Origin of the sequence: Bacillus sp. FJAT-42376 (genome assembly GCF_003816055.1) — a bacterium.
Taxonomy (GTDB): domain Bacteria; phylum Bacillota; class Bacilli; order Bacillales; family Bacillaceae; genus Metabacillus_B.
The window spans coordinates 2,559,378-2,579,936 of record NZ_CP033906.1 but is presented as its reverse complement, the minus strand read 5'-3'; the positions used below and the strand labels follow the sequence as shown (position 1 = coordinate 2,579,936).

Below are 20,559 nucleotides of genomic sequence, written 5' to 3'. Positions count from 1 at the left end.
TGATGAGATTTATTAAATTTAACGATAGCCAAATTGACTCTTTTCTTTTTATGGAATTGTCCGATCTCGCCAAAACCCTTTCTAAAAACCCTGATCTGGAACTGGAATATGCCCCATATTCCTATCTGAATCCGGCAGAGAATAAAATTTATCTGACTCATTTTTGGGATCACAGACCGCTTGCCGATCAGATAAGCGGATTAAAGAGCGATGTTTACCTCACGGCTTCTGGACAAGTATTTCACAGCAGCCGGAAAGAAACAAAGCAATTTATTGATCAGGCGAAAAAACTTCAGGCAGGCGGATTCGCGAAACAGCTTTTCGTTCTGCTGGAATCGGTTCGCATTGAAGAAATCATAAAGAAAGAAAGACCGGGAACAAAAAAATATTTTAATAGAAGAACAGCCATGTACAGAAAGTATTTTCGTTCTCAGTTAACGATCCATCTGGAGAGGAATATTGCAGCAGATGCTCTGTTTAATGCCCTCTATTTGAAGCTGACGGCCGAATCTCCGCTTGAAACCATTCCATTGCTGAACAAAGATTTTGAACGGATGCTTCCTTTTCTGCAGAGAGAGCTTGAAATGGCCTTTGAGAGTTCAGGGACGGCACAGACTGCCGGAACAGCACTCCGTATAACGGAAACGGCTGAAGAGTTTTTTGAAAAGGATATGCTGAATACGTATTTTTTTCTGCCGGAGAACGGATTTGAAGAGGCGGATGGATTAACCTTTAAAGATTTGAAGCGGACGAATAAGCTGGATAACGATGATACCCTCGACCTGGACCGCAAGGAAGAACGGGATGTACATGATCAGGAAATGCCGACATGGCATCGTGAGACAAGCAAAGCCACGGACAGCTTTTTGCAATATGACCTTGAGCATGGATCCAAGACCGATTTAATGGGGAACGGCCTTCGTGAAGGCGAGGACGGCGATCAGGCAATGGGTACAGTGCAAGGTTCTGCCAGAGAATCGAAAAGAAATAATTATGCAGAATCAGATGTTTTGGAGAACCGGCAGGATGGAGAGTTTTTGGGCCGGGAGCATCCATTCGGAAAAGAAAATAAATATGCCTATCCTGTTTTTAAAGAGCCTGAGACTATTGCGCCGGAGCATTATCAGCAATATAGCGAAAATAAGGCGATTATTTCTCATTATCAAAAAAAGCTTAAGCAGATGATTAAGAAAACACTTGAGCATAAGAAAACCAATCCGAGAACAGATCTTCATACCGGAAGACTCGGGAGAAAACTTCTGCGCTGGGTGACAGATGACAATCCGAGGCTGTTTTACAAAAAACAGGAACCCTCTATGCAGATCGATGCCGTTTTCACCTTGCTAGTGGATTGCTCCGCCTCCATGCATGATAAAATGGATGACACAAAGCTCGGCATTACACTCTTTCATGAAGCATTGAAGTCTGTTGGGGTCGTTCATCAAGTAACCGGGTTTTGGGAGGATACAAATGAAGCCTCTGCACTCAGCCAGCCGAACTATTTCCACCGGGTTATTCCATTCAGACATTCACTGTCCAAAAGTTCGGGTCCAACTATTATGCAGCTCAGTCCCGAAGAGGATAACCGGGATGGATATGCAATCAGGCATATGACGAAAGAGTTGGTGTCCAGACAGGAAAAGCAGAAATTCCTTTTAGTATTTTCAGATGGCGAGCCTGCTGCGATGGACTATGAGCAGAAAGGAATTGTCGATACCCACGAAGCGGTTCTCGAAGCCCGCAAAAGGGGAATAGAAGTGATCAATATCTTTTTGTCCAGCGGAGAAGCGGAAGAAAGCCAGATTAAAACGATTCAGAACATTTACGGGAAATTCAGCATTATTGTACCGGATGTCAGTGCTCTGCCTGATGTGCTGTTCCCGCTCTTAAGAAAACTTTTGAAGAAAAGCATTCTGAGCATATAGTGATTTAGTCATCATGAATTCAGGGCATCCCTTCCAACTGCTTTGGGGATGCCCTCTTTTTATTATGAACATGCCGCTGTTTTCAGGTGCTGATTGACTGAAAGGGGAGCCATAGGACGGGTGAGCCTGAGGGACACATCTGTAGCCCGGATATCCCGCAGAACTGAAAATTTGAAAATGATGTCCTTCTGATGGGAAAAACATCCAAGCGACAGGAACCTCCGCGAATTTTTCCATAATTCGGCACAATTTTTTGTTTTTCAATATTATTTACAATTTTCGATAGATAATTGTTGGAAAGAATAAATGGTAGTGTTAAAATATCTATGGAAGCGTTTTAACTGTTTTACATAAGACGCGATCTGCAAAAACATATACCAGTATAATATCCTATTATTTAACATTCGGTAATTATCAGTTGGGGGTAGTGTGAAATGCCGCAAACCAAGTCAAAGCTCAACGTTACATGGGAAGACTTCCATGGCCCTAACCTTGGCTATGTCATGGATCTGTATGATCAATTTTCAGAAAATCCTGAATCGGTCGACGCCGATTTACAGGAGCTATTTCAACAATTGGGGCAGCCGCCTGAAAACGGATCCGCTGCACCTGTCAAAGCAGCTTCGGAATCAAGGCAATCGATTGCAGATTTCAGTCCGGAAAAAATCGTCAAAGTCGCTTCAGCTGTCAAATTAGCTGAGGATATTCGTACGTACGGACATTTAAATGCGTCTATCTTTCCTATCGAGGGGATGGGTGACAGCCAGGATCTTCTGAGCATCGAGGCGTATGGCCTGTCGGAAGAAGATCTGAAGGAAATTCCCTATTCCGTTCTTTGCGAGGATGCTCCGGCTACCGTTAAAAACGGGTACGATGCGATTCTTCATTTAAAAGAAAGCTATAAAAAATCATTATCTTTCGAGTTCGATCACGTTCACAGGTTCGAGGAAAAGAACTGGCTGAAGAGAATGGTCGAAACGGGAGATTTATTTAAACCGCATTCCAAGGAAAAGCGAAAAGCGCTCCTGAAAAGGCTGTTTGAAGTGGATGGATTTGAAAAATACCTTCATAAAACATTTGTAGGGCAAAAGAGATTTTCAATCGAAGGACTGGATATGCTTGTACCCGTCCTGGATGAAATGGTCCAAAATGCAGTCGAGAGCGGAACGAAAACGATTAACATCGGTATGGCACACCGCGGACGGCTGAATGTATTGGCCCATGTTCTCGGCAAACCTTATGAAATTATCTTTTCTGAATTCCAGCATGCTCCGAATAAGGATCTTGTACCTTCTGAAGGTTCAACGGGCATTAACTATGGCTGGAGCGGAGACGTTAAATATCACTTAGGCGCTGACAGGCAGATTAAAGATGAAAATACAGTACGCGCCCGTATTACATTAGCCAACAATCCGAGCCATCTTGAATACATTGATCCGATTGTAGAAGGATATACACGTGCAGCTCAGGAAGATCGAAAAGTCAGCGGTTTTCCGGAAATTGATACAAGCAGATCGCTGGCGATTCTTATTCACGGGGATGCTGCATTTCCTGGTGAGGGGATTGTAGCTGAAACGCTCAACCTCAGCCAGCTTAAAGGGTATCAGACCGGGGGAACGATACATATTATTGCCAATAATATGATCGGCTTTACGACTGAAAGCTCTGATTCCAGATCGACCCGCTATGCAAGCGATCTCGCAAAAGGATATGAAATTCCTATTATCCACGTGAACGCGGACGATCCGGAAGCATGCCTGGCGGCAGCCTACCTTGCTTCTGAATACAGACGCCTGTTCAAAAAAGATTTCCTTATTGATTTGATCGGATACCGCCGTTTTGGTCATAACGAGATGGATGAGCCAATGACTACACAGCCTCAGCTTTACAGCAAGATCAAAGCTCATGACACAGTTAAGGCGCTCTATTCCAAGTCTCTGACTCAAGATCAAGTATTGACGGAAGAGGAAGTAGCAGCGCTTGAAGAAGAAGTACAAAGCAAATTTGAAACAGCCTACAAAAAAGTGCCGGATAAAAAAGTGGCGCAGGTACATGACATTCAGCTTCCGGAGACCATTTCTCACGGAATCCCGCCATTGGAAACAGCGGTTGACATCAGTGATATCCGCTCTATTAACCGCGCTTTGGTTGAATGGCCGGAAGATTTTAAAGTATTTGGAAAGCTGCAGAGAATTCTTGAGCGCCGTGCGAGTGTCCTGGAAGAAGACCATAAGGTTGAGTGGGGCCTTGCTGAAGCAATCGCATTCGGTTCCATTTTGCTGGATGGTACACCAATCCGCTTAAGCGGGCAGGATTCTGAGCGCGGAACGTTCGCGCAGCGCAACCTCATCCTCCATGACAGCGAGAACGGAAATGTGTATTCTCCGCTTCATCAGCTGGATCAGGCTAAAGCATCATTTGCTGTCCATAACAGTCCTTTATCAGAAGGATCGGTTATCGGATTCGAATACGGATATAATGTATTTGCACCTGAAACCCTTGTTCTATGGGAAGCGCAATACGGAGATTTTGCCAACGCAGCCCAAGTCTTTTTTGACCAGTTCATCTCTGCAGGGCGTGCGAAATGGGGACAGAAATCCGGTCTTGTTATGCTTCTTCCTCATGGATATGAAGGACAGGGACCTGAGCATTCAAGCGGAAGACTTGAGCGGTACCTTCAGCTTGCTGCAGAAAATAACTGGACAGTCGCCAATCTGACTAGTGCAGCCCAGTATTTCCATATCTTAAGAAGACAGGCGAAAATCCTGAAGATGGAAGAAGTCAGACCGCTTGTGATTATGACACCAAAAAGCCTTCTAAGAAATCCTAATACGGTTTCTGATGTACAGGAATTAAGCAGCGGATCTTTCAAAAAGGTTCTTGAACAGTCCGGAATGGGCGGAAATCATCATGCTGTGACACGGATCGTGCTCTGCAGCGGCAAGCTTGCAATCGACCTTTCTGACAAAGTAAGACAAACGGAAGAGAATACGGATTGGCTCCACATTTTAAGAGTAGAAGAATTGTATCCGTATCCGGAGCAGGAACTGGCATCTATTCTGGCAAGATATGAAAATCTTGAAGAATTAGTCTGGGTTCAGGAAGAGCCTCAAAATATGGGAGCATGGACATATATCGAACCGAAGCTCCGCGAATCAGCCCCATCAGGAGCTCAAGTGTCTTATATCGGAAGAAACAGGAGATCCAGTACGGCAGAGGGAGACCCTACTGTTCATAAAAAGGATCAGGAACGCATCATCACACAGGCGATTACACGAAACTAAGGGGGAAATGATCATGGCTGAAATTAAAGTACCGGAACTTGCAGAATCGATCTCGGAGGGAACAATTGCCCAGTGGCTAAAGCAGCCAGGTGATTTTGTAGAGCAGGGTGAATACCTGCTTGAACTCGAAACAGATAAAGTGAATGTTGAATTAACAGCAGAACAATCCGGAGTATTGAAAGAAGTGCTGAAAGACGCTGGGGATACCGTTCAAGTTGGAGAAATCATCGGTACAATCGATGAAAAAGAAGAAACGGGCAGCGGACAAAGCTCAGATCAGGACAGTCAGCAAGCAGAACTGAAGCCAGTTAAAGAGGAATCTAAAAAAGAAGAGCCAAAAACCGACCGTATTCCATCCAGGGAAAATGAACCGGCTGCACAGGCTGATTCTAAAAATCGTACCATTGCTTCCCCGGCTGCCAGAAAACTCGCCAGGGAAAAAGGGATTGATTTAAGTTCAGTCAATGCTTCGGATCCTCTTGGAAGAGTCCGCAAGCACGATATCGAGAATCATCAAAATGCGCCGAAACAGCAGCCTCAGGCGGCAAAAGCGGCTGAAAAAGCTCCTCAGCCTCAGGCTGAAAATCCGGCTAAGCCTGTAGAGCGGGTAAAAATGTCCCGCCGCAGACAAACGATTGCCAACCGTTTGGTGGAAGTGCAGCAAACGGCAGCCATGCTGACGACATTTAATGAAGTCGATATGACTGCTGTCATGGATGTAAGAAAGCGCCGTAAAGATAAATTTTTCGAGCAGCATGATGTCCGCCTTGGATTTATGTCGTTTTTCACAAAAGCTGTTGTTGCTGCCCTTAAGCAATTCCCGCTTTTAAATGCAGAGATTCAAGGAACGGAGCTTGTGCTTAAAAAATTCTATGACATTGGAATCGCCGTGGCTGCACCTGATGGACTAGTCGTTCCGGTTGTCCGTGATGCAGACCGCATGAGCTTTGCAGGAATCGAAGGAGAAATTTCCAATCTTGCAAAAAAAGCCAGAGATAACAAGCTTACACTGAATGAATTGCAGGGCGGCACATTCACAATCACGAACGGAGGAGTATTTGGCTCCCTTCTATCTACACCGATTTTGAACGCTCCTCAAGTAGGGATTTTGGGCATGCATAAAATTCAATGGCGCCCAATTGCTCTTGATCAGGAAAGAATGGAAAACCGTCCAATGATGTATATTGCTCTATCATACGACCACCGTATAGTAGATGGAAAAGAAGCGGTAAGCTTCTTGGCAACGGTTAAAGAACTGCTTGAAGACCCTGAATCCCTGCTTTTAGAAGGGTAATTCATTTCGTATATTCTAAAAAAGGCTTATTCCAGGTGGAATAGGCCTTTTTTTCTGCTGAAAGGTATTCGGCGGCTGAACACCTGTTAATGGAAGTATAGAGCAAACACAGGCATGGGAACTCCAGAAAGAAAAGACATTGCAGAAAAAAATGGGCTCTTGATCCTGTGAGCCTTCAACCCTCATTCCTATTCCTATAAAAACCCGGCTTTCAGATAAAGAATAATAAGTGCTATATTGATTATGGGAAGTGTTCAAAACAGAACACGGTTCATGTTCAAATAGATGTGACACTTACAGTCTTTCAGAAATGCCAATAAAGGAGAGTGAGCCCTTGTTAATTTCTCTGCTGAGCCATAAAAGTCCGAAAAAAAATGAAATTGAAGATGCATTTTTTCTATCAAGCGATAGCCGGATATTTGGTGTATTTGATGGGGTGACCCCGTTAGATCCTGCTTTATTCACGGGCGGCCATAACGGGGCCTATCTTGCATCTCATCTGTTCGCGTCTTCTCTTGCTGAGTACAGGAACAGCAATAAAACACTGGAAGAATGGCTTGTGGAAACCAATTCCTTTCTGCTGGAGCAAATGAAATCCTCTCTTGTGAACACGGAAGAGAGGCATTTAAGGTGGGCAACATGTGCTGCTGTTCTGGAGATTAAGGGGGACGAAGCTTTTTATGTCCAGTGCGGCGATTGTATGATCATCATGGAGGATATTTCCGGAAAAATCACTCCTTTAACATCTAATTCCGTCGAGGGTATTTCTGCAAGAGCAAAGGCTGAGCGTGAGCGGAGAAGAAAAAGTGGAGAGAACATTCGCGAAGAATCCTTCTTTGACAGCAGTTCTTTTGAAAAAATGAAGCACCATCGCCAATTAGCCAATCGTCCAATAGGGTATTCCGTAGCAAACGGAGATCCTGAACTTAAAGATTTTATCCAATCCGGGAAAATTGCGTTAAACCGTGCCCGAAGCCTGTTTCTTTTAAGTGACGGACTTTTTCACCCGGAGCTTTCTTTAGAGGAAGTGTACAAAGAAGTGTCGCATACCGGCATAGAATCTTATGCAGAAGCATTAAGGTACAAAGAGTATACAGAAGGACTGCCGCATGATGACATGACCGGCATTTTCATACGATTAGATAACGAAGTTTGCCTAAATCCTAATTAAATAATAAAATATAACTATAATTCTTAATTGCAAAAGGAGCTATCCAGATATGAACCATTTAAACTGGCACGATAAAAAAACGATAAAAAAAGTAAAGTGTATTCATACGAATGCAGAGAAATACATTGTCAACCGCGCTTTGACTAAAGGGAATACATATGAAGTGAAAAATGAAACGGAAGAATTTTATTTTGTTGCAGACAATTCTGGTAAAGTAAGCGGATTTTATAAAGATTATTTCGAAGAGGCTTAAAAAGCTGCCTCTTTGCTGATCCAGCCATGGTTTTTGAAAGAGAGGGATGGTGCAGTTGATGCTGCAAAAGGATTATATACTGGGGGTTAACCCGTTCGAACTTTTAAATAGCGTAGGAGAAGCACTCATCCTGACTGATAATGAGTTGAATATCATCTGGTTTAATGAATATTCAGCGAATTTATTAAATACAATCGCCCCCCATATGAAGCTGCCGGCGGGTGATTCTTTTCTTGGGATGAATTTGAAATCTTTCCATTCACCTGAACAAATTGATAAAATAGAAAATGGTCCGCTGCCCTACACATCCTCCATCCAGCTTTTTCAGACATTTTCAGCCCGGATTGTAGTCGACCGCCTTCCTGAGAACAGGGGTTTTATTCTAACATGGAAAGATGTAACCGATTACGAAAATGAGCTGCGCTCCGGAAGAGAAATGATGGAAGAATTATATACTCCTATAATAGGAACGATGCTGGAGCGGACTTTTCTGGTCGCTGTTACCGGCTTTTTATCTGAACAAAGGATTGAACATATGACCGAAAAGATTTTATTGTTTTCCGGGAAGAATCAGGCAGAGCATATGCTGTTTGATTTTTCGGAAATGTATTCCGTCCCTGATGAATCGGTCATATACAAGCTTGAACAATTAATGGAAGCCCTGAAGCTTATGGGAACAGAGGCCATTTGTGTGGGGCTGAAGCCCGGAATGGCCCAGCAGATGATATCCAGAGGCTATGGTTTTTCAACAAAAGCATTTTCCTCATTTAAACAGGGGATCGGCTATGTTTGGAAAAAAGAAGGGGTTACATTGGTGAAACGGTAATTTCGTCAGGCAATGCTAAAGCATTAAGCTGATACTTTTAAAAAAACAGTTGCTGATTGGAGAGGAAGGGATCAGAATCGAGGGGAGCAGCGGGACAGGGGAGAATGCTCGCTGCAGCTCAAGGATAAGTGACCGCCTCCCGGCAGCAAGCAGCCAAGTTTACATTTAGTTTGTTGAAAAGCGGGGTTCGGCAATAGATGGATATGCAAAGATATAGTCAGATTATTCTAAGCCAGAAAGATACGCTAGCGGAATTTGTTACAGAAAAACAGAATCAGGCTTATCCAAAGCTGAGTGAATTATCAGCAGAACTGCTTCCATTAAGGGTGGAGCTTGTCACGCTTTATGGCGAGGCGCTAAGCATGGACTGTGAAGAGCGAAAACATGTGATTTCTGAATGGGGAAAGCAAACAGGGAAAAAGTGTGCGGAAATGGGTACCACCCTGGATTCTATGCTTAATGAAGTACCTCATTACAGAGAAATCATCGGAAATGAATTAAAAAAAGAAGCCATGCGGCAAGAGATTTCACTTGAAGATTTTTATCATATACTGAGCAGACTGGACGAAACAGTAAATGAAATTGTTTACTATTTCAGCTTGCCGTTTGTAGAATTTCACGAGACACAAATTTTGCAGTCCCAAAGTGCGGTTATGGAATTGTCTGTTCCTGTTGTACCGATTTCAAAAGGAATCGCTGTTCTCCCTGTAATAGGCACTCTCGACACATACCGGGCAAAACTTTTGCTTGAGCAGTCTCTAGAAAAAAGTGTTCAGCTGAAGGTGGAGCATTTTGTATTGGATTTATCCGGAGTTCCGATCATCGATACTTTTGTAGCGCATCAGATTTTCCAGATTATTGATTCGCTTAAACTGATTGGAGTGAATGCAGCAATCAGCGGCATTACACCTGAAATTGCCCAGACCATTGTAGGATTAAACCTCAACTTCGGTCAGATTAAGACCTATTCAAGTCTGCAGTATGCCCTGCAGGGAATCGGATTCAGCCATCATTCATAATTGAATTATGTCAACCAGAGACAAGTATACGCATACTTGTCTTTTAACGTGTTTCTGTTATAAAATACATGACAATGAGCTTGAAATAGGAACGGGGGGGAGGGGAGTTTTTGAAAGCCACTATATCTGATATTGCCTTAATGGCTCAAGTCTCGAAAAGTACCGTTTCAAGATATTTAAATGGAGGCTATGTAAGTGCTGCCACTTCTGAAAAGATTGAGGCGGTCATAAAGGAAACTAAATATGAACCGAATTCATTCGCCCAGAGCTTGAAATTAAAAAAAACGAATTTTATCGGTGTGATCATCCCGAGGCTTGATTCCTATACGATGACCAAAATGCTCATGGGAATTGATGAACGGCTTAAAGAGCTTGGTTTTCAGATGCTTGTTGCAAATACAGATCAGATTCTGGACCGTGAAGTTGAAAACATTCATGCGTTTGCCCGCCAGAAAGTCGCAGGCATTATTTTAATGGCAACCAGATTAACCTCTGAACATAATGAAGCATTTGAGGATGCTGGAATTCCTGCTTTAATTATCGGACAGGAAAGTGATGTGCTCCATTCCATTGTTCATGCAGACTATGAGGCAGGGTTTGATCTTGGACAATTTGTTTATAAAAAGGGCCACCGTTCTGTCACGTATATCGGGGTAACAGAACAGGATGAAGCCGTTGGCAGGAAAAGAAAACAAGGTTTTTTGGACGGCCTGCAGGCAGGAGGTCCCCACTCAGTCAATTGTGTTGAAGCTGATTTTTCGATGGAGCGTGCGAAACTGGTGACGGAAAATGCATTAAATGAGCACATTCCGGACTTAATTGTCTGTGCAACAGATAATATGGCACTGGGGGCAATGAAAGCGATTCACGAAAAGAAACTCGCTATTCCAAAAGATCTTTCAGTTGCAGGCTTTGGAGGCTACCGAATTTCAGAAATGGTGCATCCCGGATTAACGACAGTAAGTTTCCATTACTTTGATGTGGGGCTGAATGCAGCATTTTCGATGGTTAGTCTCATAGAAGGAAAGAGTGTACAGAAAAAAATGATATCCGGATACGAAATCATTAGCAGAGAAAGTATAGCTGATCGGAATCATCGCGCTTGAGCCCCAATAGGGGGCTTTTTTTTACGCTATTTAATAAATTTATTTATGAATTCAAGGTTATACACACAGACTGGAAATCTGTGGAGAAGTGTTTTGTATAGTAAACACTTAAAAACAGCTGTATCAGTGTGTTTATATTTTTCAAAAAATGAGAGTGATACAGATATAATCTGTCTCAGTTTCATTATTAATCTGTATCAGTTAAGGGTAGCGATGACCCAAATACATTTTCATGATATAATTTTATTTAAAATGATTAGTGAAGAGAGTGTGGAATGAATGAGGAAGCCTGTTATGCTGTTCATTGGAGCGGGGAGGATGGCAGAAGCCATGATTGCCGGTCTAACATCAAAAAAAGAGCAAGAAATTGAACGAATTATTGTTTCAAACCAATCGAACAGCATTAGACTGGAAAGGCTGAAGCAACAGTATGGGGCAGATACCGTTTTTCATTGGCAGGATCATATAAAGGATGCTGATACAATCGTACTGGCTGTGCCTCCAGAAGAACATGAAGAAATTTTCACTAAACTGCGGGGCTTAGTTACAACGCAGCTGATTGTTACAATCGCAGCAGGAATCGGTCCTTCAAAAATGGAACAAGCACTTCCCGACTCAGCCGTTAGCTGGATTATGCCTAATACGGCATCTCAAATCGGACAAAGCATGTCTCTTTTTTGCAAAGGCAGCAAACCCCTGGACGACTTGCAGGAAAGAAGTTTAACACTTTTGCTTGACGCGATTGGCCATGCTGAGGAGTGTTCTGAAGAAGAAATCCATCATTTGACAGCCATTACAGGAAGTGCGCCTGCATTTGTCTATTTATTTGCTGAAGTGTTAATCGAAAAAGCAAAAGAATATGGAATAGCAGAGTCAAAAGCCCAGAAGCTGGTTTCCCTGATGATCAGCGGATCTGCAGCCATGCTAAATGAGAATGGAGATCCTGCTTTTTTAAGAGAGCAAGTAACCACGCCGGGTGGTTCAACTGCTGAAGGCATCAAAGTACTGGAGAAAAATGAGTTTGCATCCGTACTTAAAGAAGCCGTTACAGCAGTCAATAAAAAAGCCTTATCTTAAAGCTATCGGGCTGAATGGAAACGTTCGGCCCTCAGCCTATTGACATTTTCTTCATTCGGGTGTATCATTGAATTTGATCGACTCGATATAGACTTGAGAGTAGTTAAGTTAAATTAGATTTTAGAAAATAAACGAAGAAACATTCTTTTTCACCGCATTCTTTCCCTCCAAGAGCTTATCTTCAGTTTATCTGCTTAACAAGAAACCTTTTTCAAAAAATGTTTTTGGTTTATCCAAACAACTGATTCATACTGGCACGGCCTAGGAGCCGTAAGGATGAAAGAGAGGCAGGGCTTTCGTTGTTTTGGTTTTTGGAGATTTATTCTCCAGTCTAAAGAAGCCGCTTCATAATCTCACGTATTGCGGAAATTGCGAGTAATAAAAGCTGCCTTTTTTGGGTAGCTTTTTAGTTAGAGGTATAAAAGGAGGGTTTTGTACTTGTATAATAAAAAACCGGTTGAGGAAATTATTACAAAAGAGACAAAAATCTGGACCTGTACAGCTAACACTTGCAAATGCTGGGTTCGGGATAACTTTAAAAGCAGTGATGAGCCGTTATGCCCGATTTGTAAAAGCCCAATGGCTGCCCAGACAAAAGAGCTTCAAGTAGTCGACAATCCATGCTCATCCTTTTAATATGAAAATAAACGGCTGCATTCAGCCGTTTATTTTTTTTTGTGCGCCTGGCATGGGTGTAATCTATAGGGTGGGAGTCCCGAACTGCGAAGGCAGAAGTAGTAGTTAGCTTAAAGCAAGGGTGTCCATGGTGACGTGGAATCTGAAGGAAGCGAGCGGCAAACCTCCGGTCTGAGGAACACGAACTTCATACGAGGCTTATGTATCGTTGGATGAGTTTGCAAAACAAAACAAAGTCCATTCTGTCGAAGGCGATATTAGGTAAATGAAGCAGATAGGTGGAGGGAAAGATTGCACTCTTACCCAGGGAGGTCTGGCTGGAATGCCGAGCACACTCGGTAACCTATTTAGTGATAAATAGCTGAACAGTCAGAAGTCAGCAGAAGTCATAGTACCAGGGGTGTCTAGAGCCGCTGGGAAGGACTGAATCAATTAAGAAGAATCAGCGCTTGGCGTACGTGTTGCTTGTTGAAGCAGAAACATGATCCTTCCTAATGGAGGTAGTGGTGAATTCACGAGGGACATTAGAAGGGCTGAAAGCAACCCCACACAAGAAGAATGACTGATTCACGTAGGAGTTTGAAGTCTATGATGGAACAAATCTTATCCTATCAGAACGTTACGAGTGCACTCGAAAGAGTGGAACGAAACAAAGGAAGCCATGGTGTAGATGGGATGAGCGTACAAACCCTACGGTCTCATTTCATGAAACACTGGACTACTTTAAGAACCGAACTGATGACGGGGACCTACGTTCCCCAACCTGTCCGTCGAGTCGAAATCCCGAAACCGAACGGCGGAGTAAGGAAGCTGGGAATCCCGACAGTGATAGATCGTTTCATCCAGCAGGCTATTGCGCAAGTACTCAACAAGAAGTTTGACCCGACGTTCTCCAATCAAAGTTACGGTTTTAGACCTAATAAGCGTGGTCATGATGCAGTCCGACAAGCAAAACGCTATATCAAAGAAGGGTATAGATGGGTTGTGGACATCGACTTGGAGAAATTCTTCGACAAAGTGAATCATGACCGTCTTATGAGGATATTAAGCAACCGTATAAACGATCCAAAGGTTCTCCAACTAATACGCAGGTATCTACAGTCAAGGGTCATGGAAAAAGGACTTGTCAGTCCTAATACAGAAGGTACTCCTCAAGGGGGCCACTAAGCCCCCTCTCTTATCAAACATCGTTTTAGATGAACTTGATAAGGAGCTTGAGAAAAGAGGACTCCGGTTCGTCCGTTACGCGGATGATTGTAATATTTACGTTCGTTCGAAGAGAGCAGGAGAACGAGTCATGGAAAGTATCACAACTTTCATCGAGAGGAAGCTCAAACTAAAAGTTAATCTTGAGAAAAGTGCAGTAGACCGACCATGGAAACGTAAGTTTCTTGGTTTTACTTTCACCTCTCATCGAAAGGAACCCAAAATCCGAATCTCTGGACAGAGTATTCAACGTTTTAAACAGAGAATAAAAGAAATTACATCGAGAAAGTGGTCTATCAGTATGAAAGACAGGTTGGAGAAGCTAAACCGTTACCTGGTGGGTTGGCTGGGGTATTATCAACTAGCCGATACCCCCTCGGTTCTAGCCAAGTTAGATGGATGGATTCGAAGAAGATTACGGATGATTCGATGGAAAGAATGGAAGAAAGGTAAAACAAAACAGAGAAACTTAACGAAGTTAGGCATCAAACCTAATAAGGCATGGGAATGGGCAAATACTAGGCTGGGTTATTGGCGTATCGCTAAAAGCCCGATACTAGATAGAGCCCTTGACAACCACTACTGGTCAAATCAAGGTCTCAAAAGCTTGCATAGAAGATATGAAACTTTGCGTTCGACTTAATTGAAACCGCTGTATACCGAACGGTACGTACGGTGGTGTGAGAGGTCGGGGGTTAGTCACCCCCTCCTACTCGATTTCTTTCTTTTCCGGCTGAAAATTTCACTTTTTCTGATAGCGCTTACTCTGCCTGTTTCTCTATGTAAGGGGTCCTACCAACAAAAAGCGCAAAACATACGCTAAGCAAATTTCGACATAAAGAAAGCCGATTTTTCCCTACGTTAAGGAAGATCGGCTTTTATAGTTGCTTTGGAATTTAAAGTTTGACCATTGCTGTGATCCATCCTTATGCCATTAAAGCGCCCGTTAGCAGTGCAGTACTATTTAATTCACTTTTTTAACGCAGTTATCATGACTACAATAAAACTCCCCCTACAAGTGGATTTTTCATTATAAAAACAAGGCGTTTATGTTGACAAATAAATTTACTTATGCTATAATTTACAGTTAAATTCATATTGTGTATAATAAGATTCTCCTGGCCAGGGGAATCTTATTTTTGTTATCTGGGAGGATCAATGTATGGAGAAAAACGAATCAAGTTTAACTTCCTTAATATCAGCTTTTGGTCGAGCATACCACAGTAAATATGACACACCAAAGATTTTTGATGATTATATTGCAAAAGATTTAATTACCCAAAAGGAATTTGAGGATATTCGTAAAAACATGATTCAAGGAATTCAATTTTTTAATCACGAAATTGCTATAAAGTTTCAAGATCAACCCGATGAAATATTAAAATGGATTACACAAGTCCAACTCTCACCAACTCCATTAGCACGTGCTGCCTATTGTGAAAAAGTATTGTTCCATGAGATAGTAATAGGTGCTGAACAATACGTCATTCTAGGAGCTGGATTGGATACATTTTGTTTTCGGAACCCAGAATTAGACACTAAGTTGGAAATATTTGAAGTTGATTATCCGTCTACACAAGCTTTTAAAAGGAATAGGCTAGCCAAATCTAATTATCAAATTCCGGATAATCTCCATTTTGTTCCAATGGATTTCACCAAAGATATTATCCTACAAAACTTTATTGATGAGGGTTTTCAACCAAACAAAAAAACTTTTTATAGTCTTTTAGGTGTTTCCTATTACTTAACAAAAGAGGAAATTTCTAATTTAATTAAAGAATTATTTGCAGAGATTCCATTAGGAAGTTCCATCGTTTTTGATTATGCAGATGATAAAATATTTGAAGAAAAAGGAGTGTCTAACCGAGTTCAGAATATGGTGCAAATGGCATCAGCTAGTGGCGAACCAATGAAATCATGTTTTACTTATGATGAAATAGAAAAATTGTTAGAAGATGCAGGATTACTTATTTACGAACATTTATCACCCGATGTTATAAATAATCAATTCTTTAGCGATCGTTCGGATTATTTAAAAGCATTTGAAACGATTCATTACATCCATGCTGTAAAAAAGTAATTTTATTGGCCCGTTTGTTGAATTGTCGCAATTTGGCTTCCCAACGTAATTATATCAAACTTTTATTGCGAAATCTGTGTCCCAATAAAACCATGACTTTCCGGGTGTCTAAAATTACTGAATTTTTCAAACAAAAATATTAATCTATCTAATAACATCAGTTGTTGCTTAAGAAGATCGAAAGAGCATGTTTTAAAAAAATTCACATTAAGGCATGCTCTTATTGTATTAAATGGATAAATGACTAGTGTATTTTTACTTCTTATTAACTAAATATTCGCCCCGTCAGGAAGAAAATATGCCAGATCCATTAATGATCTCTTCGCTAGACATCAACGTTGTTTCATATATCGTTTTATTTTGCTTTTTCATAAAGGACTGGACGACCTCATAACCTACTGCGTAACCAGCACCAAAAGAAAGGCCTACAGGTTGATATCCTTCTTGTTTGGCAATTTCATCACCAAACATATAGCTACTTACCTCGGCAAATCCTTTTATGTTTAAAGCCTCTCCAATAACATAGGTTGAATACTCTAAATCGTCTTTGTCCATACTAGTCACCCAAGGTCCTAGCTGTTCTGTTCCATACAGTTCTTTTGCAAACGAATCCGCCAAGCCTTCTATGACAATATAATCTCCCACTGTTACATTTCCATGATCCCAATTAAAATAAGAAAAACGAATATTGTGATGGAACTCATGAGCAATAACAGCAGGAATTTATCGTATAGAACGTTCAGTAAGTCCGGTTATTTTATAAACTTCCCCCGTTGTAAGCAGCGTAACTCACCTCCATATTACAAGGTTAAGGTATTACGCAACGTTAATGTCAATTAAAAAATGGACTTTTACTTTAGTGTATAATAAAAAAGCCGATACTTCCTATCCTTAACGTAGGAAAAATCGGCTTTCTTTATGTCGAAATTTGCTTAGCGTATGTTTTGCGCTTTTTGTTGGTAGGACCCCTGTAACACCGGATTTTCCGCGGATTTCGCAGGTTGACACGACTTACGGTCATGTTAAGATAGATTACGTTCGCTGATAGGCGAACAGATGCGAACGGACGATGTATTCTCAGAAGTTTCATGACAGACCGAATGCAGATAAATTACTTATGTGTGAAAGTACTGTTTTAAAATCCTGAACTGTATGACTGAGATTAGGTGTTAAGAAGCACAGCAGCCAAAACTTCGGATTTGTTTAATAGTTGACATAGAAAGGGGTTCCCATAATGAACCGTCTAAAAGTAGCCTTTATTGGGGCAGGCTCCATGGCAGAGGCAATGATTTCCGGTCTAATTGCCTCTGGAATTGCCGACAGGAAGAATATATTTGTGACAAATCGCAGCAACGTGAAGAGAAGAACCGAAATAGCAAATAAATACGGAATTCTGTCCATGAAGATAAATGAACTTCCTTTTGATGAAATAGACACATTCATTCTTGCTATGAAACCGAAAGATGCGGAAAAGGCACTACAGATTTTAAAAGAAAACATTCAAGCAAATCAAGTCATCATTTCTGTACTTGCAGGGATATCCAATCAATACATTGAATCCTTTCTTCACAACGGACAGCAGATTATCAGAGCTATGCCCAATACGTCAAGTATGATTGGTGAATCTGCCACCGCGCTTGCTCCTGGTCCCGCGGCTTCAATGGAAAATGTATGGCTGGCAGAAGAAATCATGTCTTCTATCGGGAAGGTTTTCGTTCTGAGAGAAAACCAAATGGATTTGTTCACAGGCATTGCAGGAAGCGGACCGGCTTATTTCTATTATTTAATGGAAAGTATAGAAAAAACAGCTGCAGAAAATGGAATGGATCCTGATTTAGCAAGAAGGGCAGGAGCCCAAACCATTTTAGGTGCAGCCAAAATGATCATGAGTCAGGAACAGACACCGGCCCAGCTTAGAAAAAATGTTACATCTCCAAACGGTACAACAGCTGCGGGACTTGAGGCTCTTAAATGCAACGGGGGAGGGCATGCAATCGCCCAGGCAATCTTATCTGCTGCTGAACGTTCAAAAGAAATGAGTGAACAATTTCAGGAAGCAATGCCGGTTAGGTAATGCTGTAAATTAAGAACAACTATCCCTTTTCTATCTGCTGAAGACAGTTCCTTCCCGAGCTCTAAAAGCCTCTGCCTAATTCAGCGATGAAAGAGTATTGGACTGGGTATTGGTTGGAGTCTTTTATTAATGCCTGATTCCTGAGGGAGATCCGGTTTTAAAAGCGTTTCGGAACCTCATCAGACAAACGCTCTCTGATTGAATAACCGGAACGCAAGCAGTCTGATCCTCACCAACCCCCTTTGTTGTTAAAGGGGGTTTTTCATTTTTATAGGCTCTGTTAAAGCCTGATGTTGTTCTTTACCATTGATAGGAGCGGAAGGCGCGAGACTCTTGCTCAGAGCAGCGGAACAGGTGAGACCCCGCAGTCGCAAAGCGGCAAGGAGGCCCACCGCCCGTCCAGGGAAAGAAAAGCGCCTGCCAGCTGCAATCAACAGCCAGGTTTAACAGAGTTTACATAAAAGTGTACCTTTAGGCACCTGCTTATTTTAGAATATCATGACGAAATCCCATATTACGTGTAAGATAGAAAGGCAGCAGGGAAGAATGAATGTAAAGGAGATATACATAATGAAGCTGATTGCGATTGATTTAGACGGTACCCTTTTATCATCTGAACTGAAAATATCCGAAGTGAACCGCAAAGCAATTTTAAAAGCGCAGAAGGAACATCAGGTAATGATTTGTTCCGGAAGAGCACCAGAAGATATTCAGGCTGTGTTAAAAGAATTTGATCTTACCTGTGATTTGGCAGGCAGCAATGGAACGGTTGTTTATTCCAATCAAAAACTATTATCCCGCATTTCAATCAGTGAGGACGCAGCAAGAAAAGCGGCAAATCTGCTCGACCAGAATAACGTTCCTTATAAGATTTATACAAGTGAAGGAATTTATGTGCTGAACAGCTGGTCTGAACGGACAACGTTATCCATCGAACGTCTGAATGGAATGCATTCCATTTCTGAAAAAGAATACAAGCGCATCACAGAACAGCCGAAAGCGGATGGAGCCATTAAACTTTTTGATTCGATAGAAGACTTGTTGAAAATAAACGGACTGTCTATTCAGAAGTTCTTTATTTTAACGCTTGACCAGCAGCTAAAAGATGAACTGTTTCCTGCACTCGGAGGAATAGATGGCATCGCCCCAACCTCTTCAGGCCCAAATAATATTGAAATTATGAACCCAGATGGCCATAAGGGAACCGGACTAAAAGTAATGGCAGAACATTTAGGAATCAGGATAGAAGATACCGTTGCAATTGGTGACAACTTCAATGATGTACCGATGATGGAAGCATCGGGTTTATCAATCGCCATGGGAAATGCTGATCCTGATGTGAAAAAGCTATGTGATAAGGTAACCCTGTCAAATAATGAAGATGGTGTTGCTTATGCTCTGGAAACATTCCTCTTTAATTGAGTCAGGGTACAAGCGTCCGGAATATGAGGAGGGAAGACGTTTAATCCCTTGATCAAGCCAAAAGGAAGCTTGGACGTTTGAAGAAATTGCCGTTCGGCGGCTAGCAACCCTTTTCCTGTATGTGGTGCAGGGGAGCGGCATGCTTTTCTGGAAGAATCACCACTTGTGCGAACGTAAGTCGGGGGAATGCGCTCTCTAGGTCTGAAGGCGCTCTGCACGTCTTAATTGAAAGAAGCACTGTCATAATACTCTGAGAAATGGTGAGTTTTTGAAGCAGTTAACATTTTAGGTGGAAAAATAAAAAAGAAGCTGCCGGTACCTATCCGGCAGCTTCTTTTTTTGGAAGAGGAAAGCAATGTAAATCATTTTAACACCTGTTAATTAAAAGAAAACGTGAGCCCTCTGAGAACAGCGGAGCACTGCCATCCGAAAGATAAGCGAACGCCTGATAGCTGCAGTCAACAAAGTGTAAAAGAAAATATAATCATAATATTGTTATGTAAACCTATTAATAGAAATATGTTCTAAAAAACCATACTATAACAAGTTTCATTCAATGTATTCCCATTCAAAATAAACCATGTTCTAAATAATCATATAAAAAAAGAAAAACAAGTAACAAAATGTAAAAAGAATCATTTTTGAAAATGTAAAAGGGAAATCATGTTCTATTAGCGAAAGGAGTAGTATCCTATATACAGGAGGGGACAGAATGAGAGAATCCAGGAGCAGCAGCGGTTTCCTGCTTAAACAGCGGGCATTCCTTAAATTGTATATGATTACATTGACCGACCAAAAAAGGCTTTACGGGCTTAAACTGCTGGACACGATGAGAGATGAATTTAGAAGATTTGGGTATAAGCCTAATCATTCAGAAGTATATAAAGCCCTCCACGAATTAATCGATGACGGGGTTCTAAAACAAGTAAAAAGGAAAAAAGAAGGCATGAAGCTCCAGGAAGTCGTCTTTTATGAATTTAAAGATTTCGATGCAGCGATGCTCTATAAAAAGCAGCTGAAGGTCGAACTGGAGAGATGCCAGGGGCTCTTGGACAAAGCCATAAAAGATAATTTTTAAGATGATGGAAAAGAAGAAGTCAATGAGGTTTAAAACCCCTGCGAGTCCCGGGCACATAGAAAGGTGTCCAGCCGTGTTCTGCGGATGAGCTGATCAAAATGTCCATAT

14 protein-coding genes and 2 pseudogenes are annotated in these 20,559 nt (G+C 41.8%); 15 read left to right on the top strand and 1 reads right to left on the bottom strand.

Annotated features, from left to right (window positions below):
* Positions 1–2: 2 nt before the first annotated feature.
* The 12 genes and pseudogenes from CEF21_RS12900 to CEF21_RS12845 all read left to right on the top strand — a co-directional run bounded on the left by CEF21_RS12900 (position 3) and on the right by CEF21_RS12845 (position 15,877).
* The gene (locus CEF21_RS12900) at positions 3–1,925 is read left to right on the top strand and encodes a vWA domain-containing protein (RefSeq protein WP_123916958.1); all 1,923 of its coding nucleotides are present in this window, start codon (positions 3–5) and stop codon (positions 1,923–1,925) included.
* 434 nt (positions 1,926–2,359) lie between these two features.
* Positions 2,360–5,209, top strand: coding sequence for a 2-oxoglutarate dehydrogenase E1 component (sucA, locus tag CEF21_RS12895; RefSeq protein WP_123916956.1), 2,850 nt, complete (start codon positions 2,360–2,362; stop codon positions 5,207–5,209).
* Between the two features lie 13 nt (positions 5,210–5,222).
* On the top strand, positions 5,223–6,503 hold the full coding sequence (gene odhB / locus CEF21_RS12890; protein WP_123916954.1) for a 2-oxoglutarate dehydrogenase complex dihydrolipoyllysine-residue succinyltransferase: 1,281 nt from the start codon (positions 5,223–5,225) through the stop codon (positions 6,501–6,503).
* Positions 6,504–6,837: 334 nt separating this feature from the next.
* Positions 6,838–7,674 (top strand): protein phosphatase 2C domain-containing protein, encoded by an 837-nt coding sequence (locus CEF21_RS12885; protein WP_164462180.1) that lies wholly within the window; start codon positions 6,838–6,840, stop codon positions 7,672–7,674.
* A gap of 49 nt (positions 7,675–7,723) precedes the next feature.
* On the top strand, positions 7,724–7,927 hold the full coding sequence (locus tag CEF21_RS12880; RefSeq protein ID WP_123916950.1) for a DUF6501 family protein: 204 nt from the start codon (positions 7,724–7,726) through the stop codon (positions 7,925–7,927).
* 55 nt (positions 7,928–7,982) lie between these two features.
* Positions 7,983–8,753: an STAS domain-containing protein gene (locus CEF21_RS12875; protein ID WP_123916948.1), complete on the top strand. Its 771-nt coding sequence runs from the start codon at positions 7,983–7,985 to the stop codon at positions 8,751–8,753.
* A 197-nt stretch (positions 8,754–8,950) separates the two neighbouring features.
* Positions 8,951–9,772, top strand: coding sequence for an STAS domain-containing protein (locus tag CEF21_RS12870; protein ID WP_123916946.1), 822 nt, complete (start codon positions 8,951–8,953; stop codon positions 9,770–9,772).
* A gap of 110 nt (positions 9,773–9,882) precedes the next feature.
* A complete protein-coding gene (locus tag CEF21_RS12865) occupies positions 9,883–10,878 on the top strand; it encodes a LacI family DNA-binding transcriptional regulator (RefSeq protein ID WP_123916944.1) in 996 nt (331 codons plus the stop codon).
* A gap of 279 nt (positions 10,879–11,157) precedes the next feature.
* Positions 11,158–11,955, top strand: coding sequence for a pyrroline-5-carboxylate reductase (gene proC / locus CEF21_RS12860; protein WP_123916942.1), 798 nt, complete (start codon positions 11,158–11,160; stop codon positions 11,953–11,955).
* 438 nt (positions 11,956–12,393) lie between these two features.
* Positions 12,394–12,591 carry a cold-inducible protein YdjO-related protein gene (locus CEF21_RS12855; protein WP_123916940.1) on the top strand — a complete coding sequence of 66 codons (198 nt, stop codon included), beginning with the start codon at positions 12,394–12,396 and terminating at the stop codon, positions 12,589–12,591.
* A 588-nt stretch (positions 12,592–13,179) separates the two neighbouring features.
* Positions 13,180–14,440: pseudogene (gene ltrA, locus CEF21_RS12850) on the top strand (group II intron reverse transcriptase/maturase).
* A 519-nt stretch (positions 14,441–14,959) separates the two neighbouring features.
* Complete coding sequence (locus CEF21_RS12845; RefSeq protein WP_123916938.1) at positions 14,960–15,877, top strand: class I SAM-dependent methyltransferase; 918 nt, start codon at positions 14,960–14,962, stop codon at positions 15,875–15,877.
* Between the two features lie 285 nt (positions 15,878–16,162).
* Here CEF21_RS12845 and CEF21_RS12840 read toward each other — a convergent pair.
* Positions 16,163–16,600, bottom strand: a pseudogene (locus CEF21_RS12840) (DUF2268 domain-containing putative Zn-dependent protease); the annotation flags it as partial.
* 511 nt (positions 16,601–17,111) lie between these two features.
* Here CEF21_RS12840 and proC (CEF21_RS12835) point away from each other — a divergent pair.
* From proC (CEF21_RS12835) to CEF21_RS12825, 3 genes are all read left to right on the top strand, one after another.
* Positions 17,112–17,951, top strand: a complete 840-nt coding sequence (proC, locus tag CEF21_RS12835; protein WP_123916936.1) for a pyrroline-5-carboxylate reductase — start codon at positions 17,112–17,114, stop codon at positions 17,949–17,951.
* Positions 17,952–18,521: 570 nt separating this feature from the next.
* Positions 18,522–19,373: a Cof-type HAD-IIB family hydrolase gene (locus tag CEF21_RS12830; protein WP_164462179.1), complete on the top strand. Its 852-nt coding sequence runs from the start codon at positions 18,522–18,524 to the stop codon at positions 19,371–19,373.
* Positions 19,374–20,085: 712 nt separating this feature from the next.
* Entirely contained in the window at positions 20,086–20,451 is a 366-nt protein-coding gene (locus CEF21_RS12825) for a replication termination protein (protein WP_123916932.1), read from the top strand.
* Positions 20,452–20,559 lie beyond the last annotated feature (108 nt).